The sequence below is a fragment of the Sanguibacteroides sp. AM78-02pH3A genome (assembly GCF_027666085.1).
GTDB lineage: Bacteria > Bacteroidota > Bacteroidia > Bacteroidales > Marinifilaceae > Gabonibacter > Gabonibacter massiliensis.
This window is the reverse complement of sequence record NZ_JAQEHX010000010.1, coordinates 1-18,660: the sequence shown is the minus strand read 5'-3', so window position 1 is coordinate 18,660 and position 18,660 is coordinate 1. Positions and strand designations below refer to the sequence as shown.

Here is an 18,660-nt window from a genome sequence, read left to right as displayed (position 1 = left end):
TTAAAATATAACATATGAAGATAGGTTTATTTATTCCCTGTTATGTCAATGCGATATATCCGAAAGTAGGCGTGGCTTCTTACAGGTTGTTGAAGTCCTTGGGGATAGACGTGGATTATCCTTTGGAGCAGACTTGTTGCGGCCAGCCTATGGCGAACGGCGGTTTTGAACACGATTCGATCGGTTTGGCAAAGAAGATGGAGGAGTTATTCGAAAAATACGATTATGTAGTCGGACCTTCGGCCAGTTGTGTCGTTTTTGTCAAAGAGAATTATCCTCGGTTGTTGCGTAAAGAGGAACATGCTTGTATCGGTAGCCGGATATATGAGATCTGTGAATTCTTGCATGATGTGGTAAAAGTAGATAAGTTGGATGCCTGTTTCCCGCATAAGGTGAGTTTGCATAATAGTTGCCACGGGGAGCGCTTGCTACATCTCTCTTCCCCGAGCGAGTTGAATATTCCCCGGTTTTCCAAGTTGAGGGATTTACTTTCCCTGGTGAAAGGGGTGGAGGTATTGGAACCGAAGCGGGTAGACGAATGTTGCGGTTTCGGAGGCATGTTTGCCGTGGAGGAGGCGGCAACCTCCGTGTGCATGGGGGAAGATAAGGTAAGGGATCATATGTCGACCGGGGCGGAGTTTATTACCGGTGCTGATAGTTCCTGCCTGATGCATATGGAGGGAGTTATCAGACGTGAAAAATTACCGATCAAAACGATTCATATCATTGAAATTTTAACCTCGAGATTATGAGTACACATGCTAAAGCGGCCGAAAAATTTATAGCCGATAAGGAACGGACACGGTGGCACGACCAGGCCCTTTTTTTTGTCAGGGAGAAACGTGATAAAATGGCCTTCGGTGTGCCGGAATGGGAGAAATTGCGGGAGATGGCAAGTCGTATAAAACAACATACCATCAGCCATCTGGCTTACTATTTGGAAGAGTTCGAAAAACATGCCGTGGAAAACGGAATTCATGTGCATTGGGCTAAGGATGCGGAGGAACACAATCGAATAGTATATGAAATCATCAAAAAACATGACGGTAATAATTTGATAAAAAGTAAATCCATGTTGTCCGAAGAGTGCGGAATGACTCCATTTCTGGCCGAACAGGGTATTGATGTCGTGGAGTCGGATTTGGGAGAGCGGATCATGCAGTTGATGGGAATGCCGCCCAGTCATATTGTTTTACCGGCAATCCATGTAAAACGAGAAGAGGTGGGAAAGGTTTTTGAAAAATACTTGCATACGGAACCGGGAAATAGTGATCCTACCTATTTGACCCACGCGGCCCGGGCAAATTTGAGAGAGAAGTTTTTACATGCCGATATTGCCATGACGGGGATAAATTTTGCCGTTGCCTCATCGGGAGCTTTCGTGGTCTGTACCAACGAGGGGAATGCCGATATGGGAACCTCTTTCCCGAAGGTGCATATTGCCATCATGGGGATGGAAAAGGTAATTCCAGATTACGATGCATTAGCCGTTTATATTCGTTTGTTGGCCCGTTCCGCTACCGGCCAACCCTCTACGACTTATACTTCGCATTATAAAAAACCGGTGGAAGGACAAGAGATGCATATCGTGATCGTGGATAACGGAAGGAGCGATATATTGGGTAATCCTGACCATATAGGTATGTTAAAGTGTATTCGTTGCGGTTCCTGTATCAATACCTGTCCGGTTTATCGTCGTACGGGAGGATATTCCTATTCTTATTTTATTCCGGGCCCGATTGGAATTAATTTGGGGATGTTGAATTCTCCGCAAAAATATTCCGGTAATGTATCGGCCTGTTCTTTGTGCTATTCTTGTTCCAACGTATGTCCGGCTAAAATCGATCTGGCCGAACAGATCTATAAATGGAGACAGGAGATGGACCGATTGAACCTGGCCGATCCGATGAAAAAGTTTATGGTAAAGCGTATGAAATGGATAATGAATCATCCCGATTTATTTTATGCAACGGTAAAAGCAGGACGCGTAGCGGAGCATATGCCTCGTTTTGTATTGTATAACCGTTTGGATCCTTGGGGAAAAGGACGGGAATTACCCCGGATGGCTCCGGAAACTTTTCATTCCATATGGAAACATAATAAGATTGACCATGAATAGTAAAAATGACATATTGAACAGAATAAAAGCTCATCCGGTGCCGGAAGTCGAACGGCCTGCTATGGACTTTGAGCCGATGACCTTCGAAGATAAGATTCGACATTTTATGGAGGTAGCGCAATTGGTAGGGTGTGATGTATTCTTACTTGAAAAAGGCGAAGATATAAATGAAACGATTCGAAAGCAGTATCCGGATGCCAAAGTGATCGCTTCCGATTTGCCGGGTATCGCTTGTGCGACATTGAACCCCGATGCCTTAACGGATGCCCGGGAGTTAAACGGGACGGATGTGGGAGTTATCCGCGGGGAATTCGGTGTGATTGAGAACGGAGCTGTATGGATCAGGCAAAGTACAAGGTATAAGGCGCTCTATTTTATTTCGGAATCTTTGGTTATCGTGTTGGATCGACATCAGATCGTAAACAACATGCATGAAGCTTACCGCCATCCTTATTTTAACGATTTCGGATACGGATGTTTTATCGCGGGTCCCTCAAAGACAGCTGATATAGAGCAAGCTCTTGTCATCGGAGCACACGGGCCGAAAGCGGTGACGATCATATTAACCGATTAAAAGATCGGATGATCGGGTGATGATATGGTGAATCACCCGATCGTTTCATGACGCTACCGATTTGTTTTGTCCCGAAAAGACTCTTCAGTTTCGGTCATCCCTGTTTTCTTTCGGTTCGTCGTCGTGTTAATCGCGGTATCGTAGAATGAGGGGATAACCTAATCCGTCGATCGTCCCTGTAAAAATTTATGTTTGGTCACGTGTTAGCTTGAAAATTAAAAAAGAATTAACATTGCGGTTTTAGTGGAAAGAAAAAGGAGATGTAATTCGAGCTTTTTTTTCGTGTAAAAGATCATTATCGGATTATATTTATTTTTATGATATTTATTATAATTATTTAATAATATGTGCGTTATTCTTGGTTGGTGTGGTGTTGTTAATTCCTAAATTAAAATATTTCCATGCTTTATTGTCTTAATTGTGAAGAAGTGATATAATTGGATGCCTATTTGATAAATTCCTTGAAAAAATCGTAATTGACTAACGATTTTATGAAAAAAATACATTTGTTTTTATTATAGCCTTGCGAATGAGATGAAATTTGACGTATCTTTGTTTGTAAGATTTAATACAGTTGTTTGGTGTCTGCTAATTTACTACAAGAGTTGAAAACGGGTGATGAACAAGCGTACAAACGTTTGTTTCGGGTTTATTACGCCAATTTAGTCGTTTACGCGAGTACCATATTGAAGGATCGGGAAGTAGCGGAAGATATCGTTCAGGAGCTATTTATTAATTTTTGGTACGAGAAAAAATACGAGAATATAAGTTCCGAATTGGAACGGTATTTGTTTCGGTCCACTCGTAATAATTGTATCAATTATATACGGAACGAGAGAAGACATAACGATAAGTTGGTTCGTATGATCGTGAATGAAAAGGAGGAGTGTAAGGTCGATTTGGAGGAGATGGAAGAGCGTGAAGAATTGTATCGGGCTATGAATCGTTTGCCGGAACAATGCCGGCGTATTTTTAATCTGTGTTGTGTAGAGGGTATGAAATATCAGGAAGTTGCCAATCTGTTGGGAATTTCTATAAATACCGTGCGGACACAGATGGCGAGAGCTTTCAAATCATTACGAGTTTCTTTAAATGGAAAATCGTTTACTGCTTTATTGTATTTTATTTTCTTAAGGTATTCACAATCAGCGAAAACCAAATAAAATAAATTTTTTTCTAAAAAAAACGAAATCCTTGTCACATTAAATGTAGATTTTGGGGTCTTTTGACAAAATGCAATGTTAAAAGATATGCAAAATTCTATTTGGGAAATAATTGCGGCCAAAATTAACGGTGAGGTGTTGACGTTAGAGGAGCAATCGATTTTAAAAGAATGGTTAGAATCTGAGGTCGAGAATCAAGTCGTGCTGGAGAAATTAGAGAAGTATTACTTTGATTGTAAACAGGAAAAGTATATCGATGTTGATGTCGCTTATCAGATATGTATAAAGAAACTTCAAGAAAAGCGTAAGACCAGGTATTTAAGAAATATTAAGAAATGGGCTTATGCGGCTTCTGTTTTACTGTTGTTTTCTTTCTCTTTTTATTATTTTTTCCGTGATAAACCTGTCCGGGTGAAGTCGATGGAATCGTTGAGCATTCAGGGGGGAGAGACAAAAGCTGTGCTGACTTTGGCTTCAGGAGAGACTATTGCTTTGAGCTTAGATAAAACGTTCACGTTTGTGGAGAAGGGACAGGTGATCAGCAACAAGGAGGACGGATTGATTTGTTCTGTGACGGGGGACCCCCTCGTTTCGAGTGAAGAGAATCTGAAATATCGTATTTTGGAAGTACCTCGAGGGGGAGAATATCCTTTGGAGTTGGAAGACGGTACGAGGATATGGGTAAATTCGGAATCCCGATTGAGATTTCCGTTGGCATGGGGGACCAAGGAGCGACGTGTGTATATCGACGGAGAGGCGTTTTTTGAGGTGAAGAGAGATTCGTCGAGGCCTTTTATCGTGACGAGCAAAGGAATCGATATTCGGGTGTTGGGAACGAAGTTTAATGTTGCGTCTTACGAGGGTACTTCAGAGATATTTACAACCTTGGTCGAAGGAGCCGTGGCGATTCAAAGCGACGAGAAGTCTTTGGGCGTTTTAAAACCGGGAGATCAGGCCGTATTTGATTCGTTGACGGGACAAATGAATGTGCGTCAGGTCGACGTGGCGCTGTATATCTCTTGGAAGGACGGGTATTATAAGTTTGAAGGAACTACCTTGGAAGAGATCATGAATACGTTGGCCCGGTGGTATAATATAGAAATTCATTATGCAAGTGAAGAGTTGAAAGGAATCAGATTTTCAGGTAGGATAAAGCGTTACGGCGATATTCGTGAATTCTTGGAGATTTTAAAGGGAACCTATGATGTTGATTTCCAAATTGAAAATAGAAGTATAACTGTGAATAAAACTGAAAATGCTTCCAACATTCTCAGTTTTAGATAACGTGTCCCTTTGTCAAATGCGCGTAGACGCGGGATACAATGTTTAATGACTAAACGCTACAAATTTATGAAAAAGAAATGGATTTTTGCCATGTCACGTGGAAAAACGTGGTTGCAGGAAATTTTATTTACGATGGGAAGGATTACTTTTTTTATTCTTGCGGGGACAATGCTTCTCTCTGCAAAAGGTTTTCCCCAAAACGAGACCGTCAGCATTAAGATGAAGAATGCGACGTTAATCAAGGTTTTTAAAGAAATCACAGAACAAAGCGGGTATGATTTTCTTTATAATTATGATCTGATAAAGGGGGAGAGTCGTGTGAACGTGGAGGCGTTGAATGTAGAGGTAAAAGAGTTGTTACAAGAGATTTTAACACCTCGCGGTTTTGCCTATGAATTTAAAGAAAATTTGATCGTTATCCGATTGGCTCCTAAAGTGGCAGCTCAAGATAGTACGAAAAAGGAACCTATCTTGATCAAGGGAGTCGTCGTGGATGAAAAGGGGGTCTTCTTACCCGGAGTTACCGTTCTCGTAAAAGGTACGACCTTGGGAGTTGCCACGGACGATAAGGGGGCATTTCGCATTCCTATACCCCGGGATACGGCGACTTTAATCTTTACTTTTATCGGAATGCAGACTCAAAACGTAAAGATCAATGCCTTAAAGGAAGGAGAGGTTAGAAAAGATTTGAAAATCGTCATGAAGGAGGATAAGGTTGCGTTGGAAGATGTCGTTGTAACGGGATATTCCAATATCCGAAAAGAGAGTTTTACGGGAAATGTAACCACGGTAAACCGGGAACAGCTATTGAGAACCAATAGTAAGAATATGCTTGCGGCTGTTCAGACTTTCGATCCCTCTTTCCGAATCCGGCAGAGTGCGTGGGGATCCGACCCGAATAGTTTGCCTGAAATCAATATCCGGGGAGAGTCCAGTATCGGTATGAATAAAAGCCTGGAATCGGAATATATGAAACAGACACAACGTACCAACCTGAAAGATAACCCTAATTTGCCCGTGTTTATTTTGGACGGATTTGAGGTGGATGTTCAAAAGATATACGATATGGATATGAACCGGGTGGAAAGTATCACTATCTTGAAAGATGCCGCAGCAACGGCTATGTACGGTTCCCGTGCCGCCAATGGCGTAATGGTTATCACTACCGTAGCTCCGCAACCGGGAGAAATGCGGGTTACTTATAATTTTACGGGAGGTTTGGAATTGCCGGATCTTTCCGATTACAATCTCTGTAATGCCGCCGAGAAGTTGGAAGTAGAGCGGTTAGCCGGTGTTTATACGGCTTCTTCTCCGAGCAGTCAGCCGAACAGCGATCAAGATTATTACAACAAATTGAATCAGGTATTGAAAGGGGTTGATACCGATTGGTTGGCTCAGCCCTTACACAACGTATTCAATCACAAGCATACGATTTATATAGAAGGTGGTGTGGAAAGCATACGGTACGGGGTTGATTTCTTCTATGATAAAAACGGTGGAGCGATGAAAGGTTCCTATCGCGACCGTGTCGGAGCAGGTATGTCTTTGGATTATCGTTACAAAAAATTGCAAATTCGAAATTACATCTCTTACGCGGGAACGCGTTCTGAAAACTCTCCTTACGGTTTGTTCAGTACGTATGCCTCCCAGCAACCTTATTTGGAAATATACGATGAAGACGGCGAATACCTGAAGTACCTCAAAGATGGTATCGGTACGAAAGCCAATCCTTTATTCGATGTCACTTTAGGTGGATTTGACGGTCGTACCCGTTACCATGAATTTCAGGACAACCTGAACGTGAATTTATTTATTTTGGAAGGGTTGCAATTCAAGGGACAGTTGAGTATAACCAAAACGACTCAAAAACAGGAGTCTTTTATAGATCCTAAATCTGTATACGCATATAGGAATTCTGGTAGTTACAATGAAAATGAAAGAGGAGAGTTGACCCAGAGTTATTCGGATAGTTATAGTTGGAACCTGAATGCCATGTTCTATTATAATAGGGCAATTGAAAAACATTTTATAAATGCGACGCTTGGAATAAATATCAAAGAGGATAATTCCAATTCACATACGAGTGTGTTTAAAGGATTCCAGATGGAGGGAATGTATAACCCTTCTTATGCCAAATCTCAACCGGATAAGACATCCGTAGATGAATCAACCAACCGTTTGATCGGTTTCTTGGCTTCAATAAACTACTCGTATAACGATGTCTATCTTTTTGACGGATCTATACGTTTGGACGGTTCTTCACAATTCGGTTCGGATAAGAGATATGCTCCCTTCTGGTCCGTTGGTGCTGGTATCAATATCCATAATTACAGTTGGTTGAGGGATAATTGGTTGTTAAGCAGGTTAAGACTTCGGGCTTCTTACGGTAGTACCGGTAAGGTGAATTTCCCGGCATACACGGCTGTTTCTACTTATGAAGTGGATTCGGAGCATTGGTATTATACCGGTCCTGCTACTTCCTTAAAATACCTGGGTAATCCGAAATTGAAATGGGAAACTACCAAAACGACGGATGTCGGTTTCGAATTGGGATTCCTTAATGACCGTATCCTGTTGTCTGCCAATTATTATATCAAGAAGACGGTGGATTTGATCGACCAGATTTCAATTCGTCCCTCTTCCGGTTTCAGCGAATACCGGGACAATTCGGGTTCTGTCGAGAATAAGGGTTTTGAAATAGACTTATCCGCTACTCTTTACCGGGATAAGGATTGGATCGTTAGCTTTATGGGTAATATGGGAGGAAACAAGAATAAGATAACGAAATTGGGAGCTGCGGCAGAAGCTTATAACGAGGCAATTAACGAGGCTTATCAAAACGGTTCGTCTTATTACACGCAGTATGCTCCGTTTACGAGATATTATAAAGGTGCATCGACAACGGCTATTTATGCCGTACGTTCGGCAGGAATCGATCCGGCAAACGGTAAGGAAAAATATATAAAAAGAGACGGTTCGAGTACCTATACTTGGGATTCCAATGACCAGGTGGTTGTCGGAGATGAATTACCCGACGTACAGGGGTCTTTCGGACTCAATGTTAATTTCCGCGGTATTTATATGAATGCCACTTTCAGCTACCAATGGGGTGGACAGGTTTACAACACGACGTTGATGAATCGGGTTGAGAATCCTAATATTCAGAGTGTGAATGTCGACAAACGGTTACTTACCGAAAGGTGGAAAAAACCGGGAGATATAACGCCTTATCGTAATCTTCAGAATAGTGCGAGTACGCAACCGACCAGTCGATTCGTGCAAGATGAGAATGTTTTGGAATTTACCAGTTTATCTGTCGGTTATGACTTTAAGAAAGAGTTGATAAGCAAATGGAGGTTAACGGCCTTAGGCTTGCGTTTCAACGTGAACGAGCTTGCCCGTTGGTCAACGGTAAAAGTAGAAAGGGGAACCAATTACCCGTATGCGTGGAATTATAGTTTTACCTTGAATGTAAGTTTCTAACCTAAAAAGTAATAGAAATGAAAGATTATATAAAAACAGTGGTATTATTGATATCGTTTTCGTTTGCCGCTTGCGAAAGCTGGTTGGACGTGCAACCGGAAACGCAAATTACCGAAGAGTCTTTGTTAACCACGGGAGATGGTTACAGATCCGTCCTGAATGGTTTATATAAAACCATGGGAGAGACAGCTTTGTACGGAAAAGAGTTGACTTGGGGTATGTTGGATTGTATATCTCAACAATATAAGCTGGGAGAAGATAATTTTTATGCGGGGAAGATTTGGAGGGATTTTGCAAAACTCGACTACACGACCACTTATTCCGTCAGTTATTTGAAAAATGTGTGGACGGATGCTTATAATATCATCGCCAATGCTAACAATTTGATACAGAATCTAAAAAATGCAAGTCCCGATCTTTTTTCTCAAGGAGAGATGGAAAAGAACCTTATTTTGGGAGAGGCATACGCTTGCCGGGCTTTTATGCATTTCGATATGTTGCGGTTGTTTGCTCCGGCTCCGGTCAATGACGATGGAAAAGCTTATGTTCCCTATGTAGAAGCTTATCCCAGCCTCTATTCTCAAAAATTGGGCGTACAGTCTTGTATCGATAAAATAATAACCGATTTGGAACAGGCTCGTCCGCTTGTTGTTGTCTGGGATACTTCTCTCGTGGGAAGAGGAACTTTAATCAGAGGAGAGAGTAGATTCCATAATACGTTCGTGTTCGGAACGGAAATTTACGGTAATCAGACCCTGAATGTGGAGAGCTTCTTCAAAGGACGCGGATATCGCATGCACTATTTTGCTGTAACGGCTTTGTTGGCAAGAGCCTATCAATATGCCGGAAGGTATCAGGAGGCCTATGAATGTGCAAAAGAGGTGTTGGAATTTAAGGTGAAGAGTAATTACGGTAACGAGTTAGCATTCGATAAGGATGATTTTTCCGGAGTCAGTTCTACCAATTGGAATAATAAAAAAGATCTGAAAACGATCAGTAACCTGATTTTCGGTGTGTATAATGAAAATGCTTATGAAGATTTCGGGTTGTCTTACAGTTATGCGCCGGAATATACGGGAAGTGCGGGATGGTTCGTGCTTAATCTCGATGGACAGAAAGTTTTCCAGAATTATGCGGGAGTGGACGAATCCGACCGCGATTATCGTTATTTGCGTTTGACCTATCTTGCCGGAGGAGAGTATCCTATTTCAGGAAAGTATTATTGTAGTACGGATGAGACGACCCGGGATTATAATGCCACGGTTATCCCGTTGATTCGCGCGACAGAGATGAAATACATTATGGCGGAGTACTACGCTCGTCAAAATAATTTCCCTGAAGCTAAAAAAATATTGGAAGATATTCGTAAGGCGAGAGGATGCGTTGAGTCCCTTAGTATTTCCAGTTGGGCGGATTTTGTAAGCGAATTGATCCGGGATGCCCGCAGAGAGTGGATCGGTGAAGGACAATTATTCTATTTATACAAGCGTTTGAATGCCAGTGTGGATTTCGGTAATGGAACGGTTCGTCCTTTTACTCGTAGTGAATATTTGTTGCCGATACCGACGAATGAAGGATTATGATAAATTTTAAATGATTTATAGATATGAAAAAGAGTATATATTTAAGTTTCCTTCTTTGTTTATTCTGGGCCTGTGAAGAAGAGAAAATTTTTACGTTTGCGGATCGTCCCGAAGTTTTTTTCGATAAATTTTATATGGATGCTATCTATCCCGGTACGGAAGGGGCCGATTCGACCGAGGTTTCTTTCTTCCATTATCCTGATGGAACCAAGGATATAGAAGTTCCGCTTGTAGTCTGTCTTTCCGGAAATCTTTTGACGGAAGACCTTACGTTCGGGTTAAAAGCCGTTACGGAAGGAAGCACGGGAGAGGAAGGAAAGGAGTTTACCCTGGATCCCTCTTATACGTTTAAGTCGACAACTGTGGGAGAAGATGCCGTGGACATAAGAGATACCATCTACTTGAAAATACACCGGACAGCTAAAATGGATGTAGCTCCCGTGCGGATTATCGTGGAATTGGTTCCCGGCGAAAAACTTGCTTTAGGACAATGGGAGAGGAGAAGGGCGATTATCGTCGTTTCGACGCAAGTATCACCGCCTGATTGGTGGAATGGCGAGGTAACGAGTTATCTGTTAGGAAAATATTCGGAGAAGAAGTTCAAATTATTCATGAGCGAAATCGATAAGAAGGGAGAGATGAGTAAAGAGCTGATCGCGGAATCTCCCGACAGGGCTAAACAACTTGTTTTACAGTTTAAAGAGTGGTTGCTGGAACAAAATCCTCGGATATACGACGATGAAAATAACGAGTACATGCAAGTGATGTTGTAATTTAAAATGAAGTTATTATGATGAAAAACAAAATATTGTTAGGATGTTTATTCCTCGCCGCCTTATTGATAGGTTGTTTCGATGACGAGGGAACATATGACTACAAGGAGATCAACGGTCCGGTATGGGATTATAATTACTCCTCTTCTCCGGTTTATATTCGTGCTTACGAGGGGGATTCCACGAAGGCGACGGTTCCGATGCATTTCGAAGGAGATTCTTCTAATTTTAGATTCGAATGGAGAACTTACGACGGGAAGCTTTTCTGTGAGGAAAGAGTGTTGGCGATATCTACGGATACCTTGTTTTCGAGATTGGGGATTACCTCTTATACGGAGATTCCTCAAACCGGAACCTTCACCGCCGTTGACCAGTCGACCGGAATGAAGTTCGTTGCAAGACTTTGGTTTTATACCTATGGAAGATACAGAAGAGGCAACGTCTTGATTTTGTCCGAGAACGGCAGTAATGCCAAATTGTCGTGTTATTCGCAAAAAACAGAAACCGTTAACGGGGTGAGTAAAGTGGTTTATAGTTTGCAGGATAATGTTTTTGAAGTAGCAAATGCCGATATGAAATTGGAGGGAACACCTCGCGGATTGTATGCGAATCATGACAACGCGATCTCTTCTTCCATGGCGGCGACGACGGTATTGACGAGTAAGGGTATATACGTGGTCAATAACGAGAATATGAAATTCGCCGGGGAGTTGAAGGATGAATTTATGAGCGGAGCTCCTGCTAATTTTGATGTCGTGAGTGCGTTCCATCGCAGTCGGCTTTCTTTGTTGGCAACGGCAGACGGAAAGTTATACCAGAGAGTTAAAACGGCCAGTTGGTTGGGAGGAAAATTCCAGTCGGAACCTTATATTGTAGATGAAAAAGGATATCAAGTGACGGGCTTCGGTTTAGGACGTACTCCCTCGGGGGGATATATTTCACCTTGTTGGGACGAGAAAAACCGGAGAATATTGATGATTAAGATGAATTCTGAGCCCTTTAATATTTTCCCTTTGACTTACGTGGAGGGTGCCGAGTATCCGGATCCGGTCTGGGCTATGCCGGAAGGAACAGAGGTGCTGCACCTGTTTGCGGGAGAGTATTACAATTATTTGGGAAATGTGTATAAATATTCGATCATTTACAATGATAAGGATGGAAAAACTTGGTTGACCGATTTTATTGTCAATCGGGCTACCGGTTTGGTCGTTCAACATGAAGAGGCCGGTAAACAAGCATTCCCGGGAGGAAATTTGCCCAAAGGAACGAAGTTTTTGACTTCGGCCGCCAATTACGGTGCTCCGATATCCAATAACTATATTTTCTATTCCAAAGGAAAAGAGATTCATTACGTGAACCGGGAAAATAATACGACCGGAAGCTTAATGAGCAGTCCGTTTGTTGCCAATGTTGTGGCGTTTATTTATAATGCGTCTAATATAGATTACAACAAATTGTATGTCGCTTTGGAAAACGGAGACTTTTTTGCAATTGACATATCTAATATCATTACTCCTAAGATCATAGAAGAGACGAGATTTAACGTGGGTGGAAAGATTGTTGACCTTTTGGAGTTGGCCTATAATAGTTATACCGATTTTTATAAATGATGATTTGTAAAAAGATTTTGGTAGATGACTAATGGAAGGTATTCCAAAAGTATCTTTTGGAATACCTTCTTTCCTGAATATTTAATTGATTTATAGAACCATAACGGTTTGGTAACTGTTGTGGAATGGGAATGTTATATTGTATTTGTAAAATTGAAAAGAATTGGTAATGAAAAAAAGAGTTGTGATTTTCTTTATCGTGTTTGCTTTATTCGGAAGCGGACAGCTTGCCTTTGCAAAGCAAAAGAAAAAGGACAAGCTTCAGCCGAAGAGCGAAACTGCTTACGATAAATTGTTTAAAGGGAAAGCCTGTGAAACGGCAAGAGGTCTTTTCACCATACACAAGATGGATGGTAAGGTTTATTTCGAGATCCCGTTGACTTTATTGGACCGTGAAATGCTGCTGGGTTCAACCATATCGGAGACGACGAGCAACTGGTTCGGTAGCGTGGGAGAGAAACCGACGGACCCCTTGCACGTTGTATTCACGAGAAGAGATTCTCTCGTGAGCTTATGTAAAGTGAACACGATGTACACCACGGAAGTGGAAAACTTGAAAGAACGCGTTAAGGCAAGCACACGACCTGCCACGTTATACAACACCGGGATCCTCGCTTACACTCCTGACAGCACGGCGGTGGTAATCGACGTGACCGATTTCTTTATCAGCGATAACGAGGAGTTGACCCCGTTTTCTCCATACGCACCGATCCTCGGAAACGGTCGTTGGATCGTCAAAGAGTTTAAAAAGGATAAATCCCAGCTGGGGAAAGTGAAGTCTTTCTCTGATAATGCGAGCGTGCAGTCCTCTTTAAGTTACGAGGTAAATGTTCGCGACGGTCGGTATTACTACATTTACAAGTTACCTTTCACGTCGGTATTGACCCGCAGTTTTATCCTTTTACCTGACGATCCGATGCGTCCCCGCCTGGCTGATCCCCGTATCGGTATTTTTTACCAGGGAGTATCCTCTTTCAGTCACGACAATAAAGGAGTCGAGGCCCTTTATTATGCGACTCGCTGGCGTCTGGAACCTTCGGACGAATCGGCCTATCGTTCGGGGCAGCTGGTAGAGCCTAAAAAACCTATCGTCTGGTATGTTGATAACGCCTTTCCCGAGAGTTGGAAAAAATACATCAAAGCCGGAGTGGAGGAGTGGCAGGCTGCCTTCGAGAAGATAGGCTTTAAAAACGCCATAATCGCGAGGGACTTCCCGACGGACGATCCGGAGTTCGATCCCGATAACCTGAAGTATTCTTGCGTGAGGTACTCCCCTTCCTGGATCGCTAATGCCATGGGCCCCTCTTGGACGGACCCTCGCACGGGAGAGATATTGAACGCTTCCGTTTACCTTTACCATAACATGGTAGAGTTGGTCACGAACTGGCGTTTCCTGCAAACGGCGCCGGCAGATCCGGACGTGCGTAAGGTCGCTTTTGACGAGGAGACCCTTGGTAATTGTATCCGTTACGTGGTGGCGCACGAGGTGGGGCACTGCCTGGCCTTGATGCACAATATGGCGGGTTCTTCCTCGATCCCGACGGATTCGTTGCGTTCACCCTCTTTCACCCAAAAACATGGAACTACGTACTCGATCATGGATTACGCCCGTAACAACTACGTGGCCCAACCTGGCGATAAAGAGAGAGGGGTAAAATTGACTCCCCCCAACCTGGGCTTGTACGACTTGTACGCTATCGCCTGGTTATACACTCCTCTATTGGATGTCAAGAGCGCTCGAGATGAAGTTCCGACGTTGAACCGGTGGATCAGCGAGAAATCTGGCGATCCCGTTTATCGTTACGGCAAACAACAGATATATTCACGTTTTGACCCGAGCTCAATCGAGGAAGATTTGGGAGACGACGCTATAAAGTCGGCGACCTACGGCGTGAAAAACTTGAAACACGTGCTCTCGAACATGAGTGCCTGGGTAGGAAAAGACGATCCCGACCTGGCGTTCCGGGAGAACATGTACAACGAGATTATTTACCAGTACGTTCGGTACGTGAACCACGTTTTATTGAATATCGGCGGTATTTACTTGAACGAGCGTTATGACGGAGATTCCCGCCCCAGTTATTCCGTGGTTCCGAGAGAGAAACAACGCCGTGCGTTTCACTTTTTGTTGAGCCAGATCGGTGATCTTGATTGGCTTGACGCTAAAGAGTTGCAATCTAAATGGCCGTTGCGGAGCGAAATCTCGTCCGAGCTGGAAGACAAAATCTTCGGAGCGGTAATGAGCCGGTTGGGGAGTGTCACTTTAACGGCGGTGAAAGATGAAAATAAGGATACTTACACCCCCCGGGAATTTTTAAATGACGTTCAAGAGTTCGTTTTCAAACCGACGAGACAGGGTAAAACCCTTTCGGTGTCGGAGAAGAAACTCCAGATGAAATTGCTTGCCAATATCATGTTGTTCTCGGACGTGGCGAAGAAAGGAATCTCGGGTGACCCGTTCTCGATCGTTTCCGGTAGCGGGCTCGTGGATGTCCCGGAAGTGGTGAAGACGTTTCACCGTGAAAAATACGGAATGTTATCTACGGAGTGGATGGGCATGTATTCGGACTTTCCGCGTGTCGAGGCTTGCAAGGAGGTGCCTGCGCTTGAACGGGGCACGAGCTTGGAACATTTAGAGCGTCAGGGTTTCGGTTACTGGGTGAATGTCAATTCGAATACGGTAGTTGAGCCTCTTGATCACCTCTATTTCGACATGTTGAAAAAGATACAGTCCCTGGTTAAATCGAAATCCAATACCGGTTCTGCCGATACCCGTCAACATTACCGTTTACTACTTTATAAACTGGAACAGGCGTTGAAATAATTCATGATGTCACGTATGAAAGGAATACTATATATATTGATCACTTCTTTTTTGCTGGGATTTTTTTGCCAGGAATCTTGGGCGCGGAAAAAGAAGAGAGTGGAGAGGGGAGAAACGTTGACCCCTTACCGGCAACTTTTTCAAGGTAAAAAAGTGCAAACTTCCCGGGGGGTGATGACGATCCACAAGGTGGGTGACAAAGTCCTCGTCGAGTATCCGCTGAATCTGCTGGGAAAAGAGATGTTACTGGTCTCTTCTATCGAAGATATCAGCGATAACGGAGAGGGAGTCGTCGGTCAATTCGGGGGGTACTCGCTTCCCTTCCGTTTCGTTCTTTTGGACTCGACGTTACAGGCGCGGATTTCTCTCCTGGATAAGCCCTTGAACCGTGGCGGAGACCAGAACTTGGACGAGGCGATAGAGCGGTCCAATGCGGGTGGCGTTTACGCTTCTTTCAAAGTTGCGGCTTACACGCCGGATAGTAGCGCTATCGTGGTTGACATGACCCCTCTTTTCATGGAATACTCTCCTTACACGACCCCTTTTGCCGCTTACTCGGCTAACTCTTTTTACGGTTATATCGCCCGTGTTCACGAGTACAAGAAAGAGACCTCTTTCTTGAAAGAGGTCAGGTCTTATAAAGATAATATCTCGGTAACTTGCGAGTTGGGTTTTATCGAAAACATGTACTTGTTCGGTGCATTCAAGATGTTACCGGCCGATGTTAAGGTTTCCGTTACGACTAACAAGATGTTGTTATTGTTACCGGAGGAGCCGATGAAACCCCGCTTGGCGGATCCCCGCTTGGGAGTTTCTTTCACAAGCGTGTCCCAGTTTCCGGATGGTCGAAAGCCCCTTGAAAGAACGTATTTCACGAAACGCTGGCGTTTAGAGCCGAGCGATAGCGTGGCTTACCAGCGAGGAGAATTGGTCGAACCTCTGAAACCGATCGTTTTTTACATGGACACGTTGATGCCCCCGGCCTGGAAGAAACCCGTGAAAGAGGGTATCGAGGCTTGGAATGCGGCTTTTGAGAAGATAGGATTCAAAAATGCGATACGCGTGGTCGATTTCCCGAGGAACGATCCGGATTTTAATGCCAACAACATCGGTTATTCGACGGTTCGTTACGCCCCGCTATGGATGGACATGCAAAGTTCCATGACGATCGACCCTCGTACGGGAGAGATCTTGCAGGCGTCTCTTTACCTTTATGACGGGTTGGCCTCCGGTTTACAATTTGATCGCAAGGTGACGACGATGGCTTCCGACCCGGGAGTGAGACGGAAACAGCTTTCCGACGAACAGATCGGGGAGCTTATCCGGGCGAATGTCACGCGTGAAACGGGTATTAACTTGGGTTTAGTCTACAACGCTGGGGCCTCGAGTGCTTATCCGGTAGACTCTTTGCGTTCCCCTTCATTCACGCGGGAACACGGTTTGAGTCCCTCGATCATGGATGATGTGCCTTGTAATTACATCGCCCAACCGGGAGACGTGGAGAAAGGCGTTCGTATGACTCCGAAAGGTTTGGGCGATTACGACTATTACGTGATCAATTGGTTGTACCGTCCTATCGCTAACGCTTCCCGTCCGGAGGATGAATTTGAAACCTTAGACCGTTGGATCAAGGAAGGCCGGGACAACCCCAATTGTCGTTTCGGTAAAATGCCTTATTACTATTACGACCCGACGACGTTCGCCGGGGATTTGGGAGACGATCATTTAAAGGCCCTCGAATACGCCGTTAATAATTTGAAACTCTCCGTTCGTCATTTTTATGAATGGTACGCTGAAGGAGACGTTGATCAACGCCAGCGCGCGATCTTGTATAACATGTTATACGGGCAATTACAAAAACGGGTAAACGACCTTTCGATAAACCTTGGCGGTTTTTATCAACGCGAGGCGTTTGACGATGAAGATCTGACGAGTTACACCGCGGTTCCGAAAACCACGCAGAAAGCTACTTTGAAAGCGATGGTCGACCTGGCGAAAGATCTTTCCTGGTTGGAGAACGAGGCCGTCCTGCGACAACTCGAGATCGGCAACTCTTATATCGACCGTATCCGTGGTTTTATTTTCGGTACGTTGACCTTCCGTTTGAAGTACGTGGCGTTGGGAGCCGAAAAAGGTAGCGGTTATCCCGTGGAGGAGTATGTCGACGATATCTATAAAGCGGTTTGGGAAGGCACGATAAAAAACCGTCCGTTAGAGAAGCACGAGATGGCCTTGCAACGGGAGTTCTTGGGAAGCGTTGTCGCCTCCTCGACGGTAGCGACCAATGCCGGGAATTTCGTTCCCAAAAAAGGTTTGGTGGATTCATATAAAGCGGTATTCCCCGTTATAGACATGAAAACGGCAAACCGATTAATGGACGAGTACCGCAATCAGGTGCGTGTCGACGGAAAGGCCGTTGAGGAACAAAGCGGTTTTTACCCGAACATGAACGTGGTTATGCCGAGTGATTATATCCCGGTGGATCATTATTTCAACATGTTGTTTAAAGTTCAGGATTTGTTGAAAACTGCCGTTCAGAAAAGTTCCGGTGATACGAAATTGCATTACGAGTACATGTTGTACAAGATACGGAAGATGTTGGATAAGAAATAATAATTGACGTATTAAAGTGTTGATTTATAAAAGATAATAAAATATTAATCACTAATATAAAGTAAATCTATTGTATGGAAGAATCGATCGTAAAAATTGAAAATCTATCTCATCGTTACACGATCCAGTGGGCGATCCGGGATATCAATTTCGAGATTACCCGGAACGGAATTTACGGTTTGCTCGGCTCCAACGGGGCGGGCAAGTCGACCACGATGAATATCATGTGTGGCGTGTTGAGACCGACGGAAGGAGATGTTTACATCAAGGGCGTGAGTATCCGGGAGAACCCTGTAGAGGCGAAACGGCATATCGGCTTTTTGCCCCAGACGCCGCCCTTGCACCCGGATTTGACGGTGACGGAGTACCTGGAGTATTGCGCTGGCTTGCGTCACGTCCCGGACAGCGAGATATCGACGGCCGTGAAGGCGGTTATGGGCAAGTGCGGTATCAGTCATTTCAGCAAGCGTTTGATCCGTAACCTCTCTGGCGGTTATCAACAGCGGGTGGGTATAGCGCAGGCGATCATCCACAACCCCGAGTTCGTTGTTTTGGACGAGCCGACGAACGGTTTGGACCCGAACCAGATCGTGGAGATCCGTCACCTGATCAAGGAGATCGCGGAGGATCGCAC

At 44.1% G+C, this 18,660-nt stretch carries 12 protein-coding genes; all 12 read left to right on the top strand.

Features of this window, described 5'->3' with window-relative positions:
* Positions 1–14 precede the first annotated feature (14 nt).
* Complete coding sequence (locus PGR74_RS12275; RefSeq protein WP_041505587.1) at positions 15–752, top strand: (Fe-S)-binding protein; 738 nt, start codon at positions 15–17, stop codon at positions 750–752.
* Positions 749–2,119: a lactate utilization protein B gene (locus PGR74_RS12270; protein WP_110688821.1), complete on the top strand. Its 1,371-nt coding sequence runs from the start codon at positions 749–751 to the stop codon at positions 2,117–2,119. Before PGR74_RS12275 ends, PGR74_RS12270 begins: the two co-directional genes overlap by 4 nt.
* Positions 2,112–2,693, top strand: coding sequence for a LutC/YkgG family protein (locus PGR74_RS12265; protein WP_041504542.1), 582 nt, complete (start codon positions 2,112–2,114; stop codon positions 2,691–2,693). Before PGR74_RS12270 ends, PGR74_RS12265 begins: the two co-directional genes overlap by 8 nt.
* Positions 2,694–3,274: 581 nt before the next feature.
* Complete coding sequence (locus tag PGR74_RS12260; protein WP_052649443.1) at positions 3,275–3,856, top strand: RNA polymerase sigma-70 factor; 582 nt, start codon at positions 3,275–3,277, stop codon at positions 3,854–3,856.
* A gap of 87 nt (positions 3,857–3,943) precedes the next feature.
* Positions 3,944–5,140 (top strand): FecR family protein, encoded by a 1,197-nt coding sequence (locus tag PGR74_RS12255; RefSeq protein WP_270517278.1) that lies wholly within the window; start codon positions 3,944–3,946, stop codon positions 5,138–5,140.
* Positions 5,141–5,206: 66 nt separating this feature from the next.
* A complete protein-coding gene (locus tag PGR74_RS12250; protein ID WP_052634885.1) occupies positions 5,207–8,623 on the top strand; it encodes a SusC/RagA family TonB-linked outer membrane protein in 3,417 nt (1,138 codons plus the stop codon).
* A gap of 17 nt (positions 8,624–8,640) precedes the next feature.
* The gene (locus PGR74_RS12245) at positions 8,641–10,206 is read left to right on the top strand and encodes a RagB/SusD family nutrient uptake outer membrane protein (protein WP_041504540.1); all 1,566 of its coding nucleotides are present in this window, start codon (positions 8,641–8,643) and stop codon (positions 10,204–10,206) included.
* A gap of 23 nt (positions 10,207–10,229) precedes the next feature.
* Positions 10,230–10,979, top strand: coding sequence for a DUF4843 domain-containing protein (locus tag PGR74_RS12240; protein ID WP_041504539.1), 750 nt, complete (start codon positions 10,230–10,232; stop codon positions 10,977–10,979).
* A gap of 17 nt (positions 10,980–10,996) precedes the next feature.
* Positions 10,997–12,589, top strand: a complete 1,593-nt coding sequence (locus tag PGR74_RS12235) for a PKD-like family lipoprotein (RefSeq protein WP_041504538.1) — start codon at positions 10,997–10,999, stop codon at positions 12,587–12,589.
* A gap of 169 nt (positions 12,590–12,758) precedes the next feature.
* Positions 12,759–15,413, top strand: coding sequence for a zinc-dependent metalloprotease (locus PGR74_RS12230; RefSeq protein WP_041504537.1), 2,655 nt, complete (start codon positions 12,759–12,761; stop codon positions 15,411–15,413).
* Between the two features lie 15 nt (positions 15,414–15,428).
* Positions 15,429–18,026, top strand: coding sequence for a zinc-dependent metalloprotease (locus PGR74_RS12225; RefSeq protein WP_160289161.1), 2,598 nt, complete (start codon positions 15,429–15,431; stop codon positions 18,024–18,026).
* A 74-nt stretch (positions 18,027–18,100) separates the two neighbouring features.
* The coding region (locus PGR74_RS12220) for an ABC transporter ATP-binding protein (RefSeq protein WP_270517277.1) at positions 18,101–18,660 on the top strand (560 nt) is incomplete at its 3' end.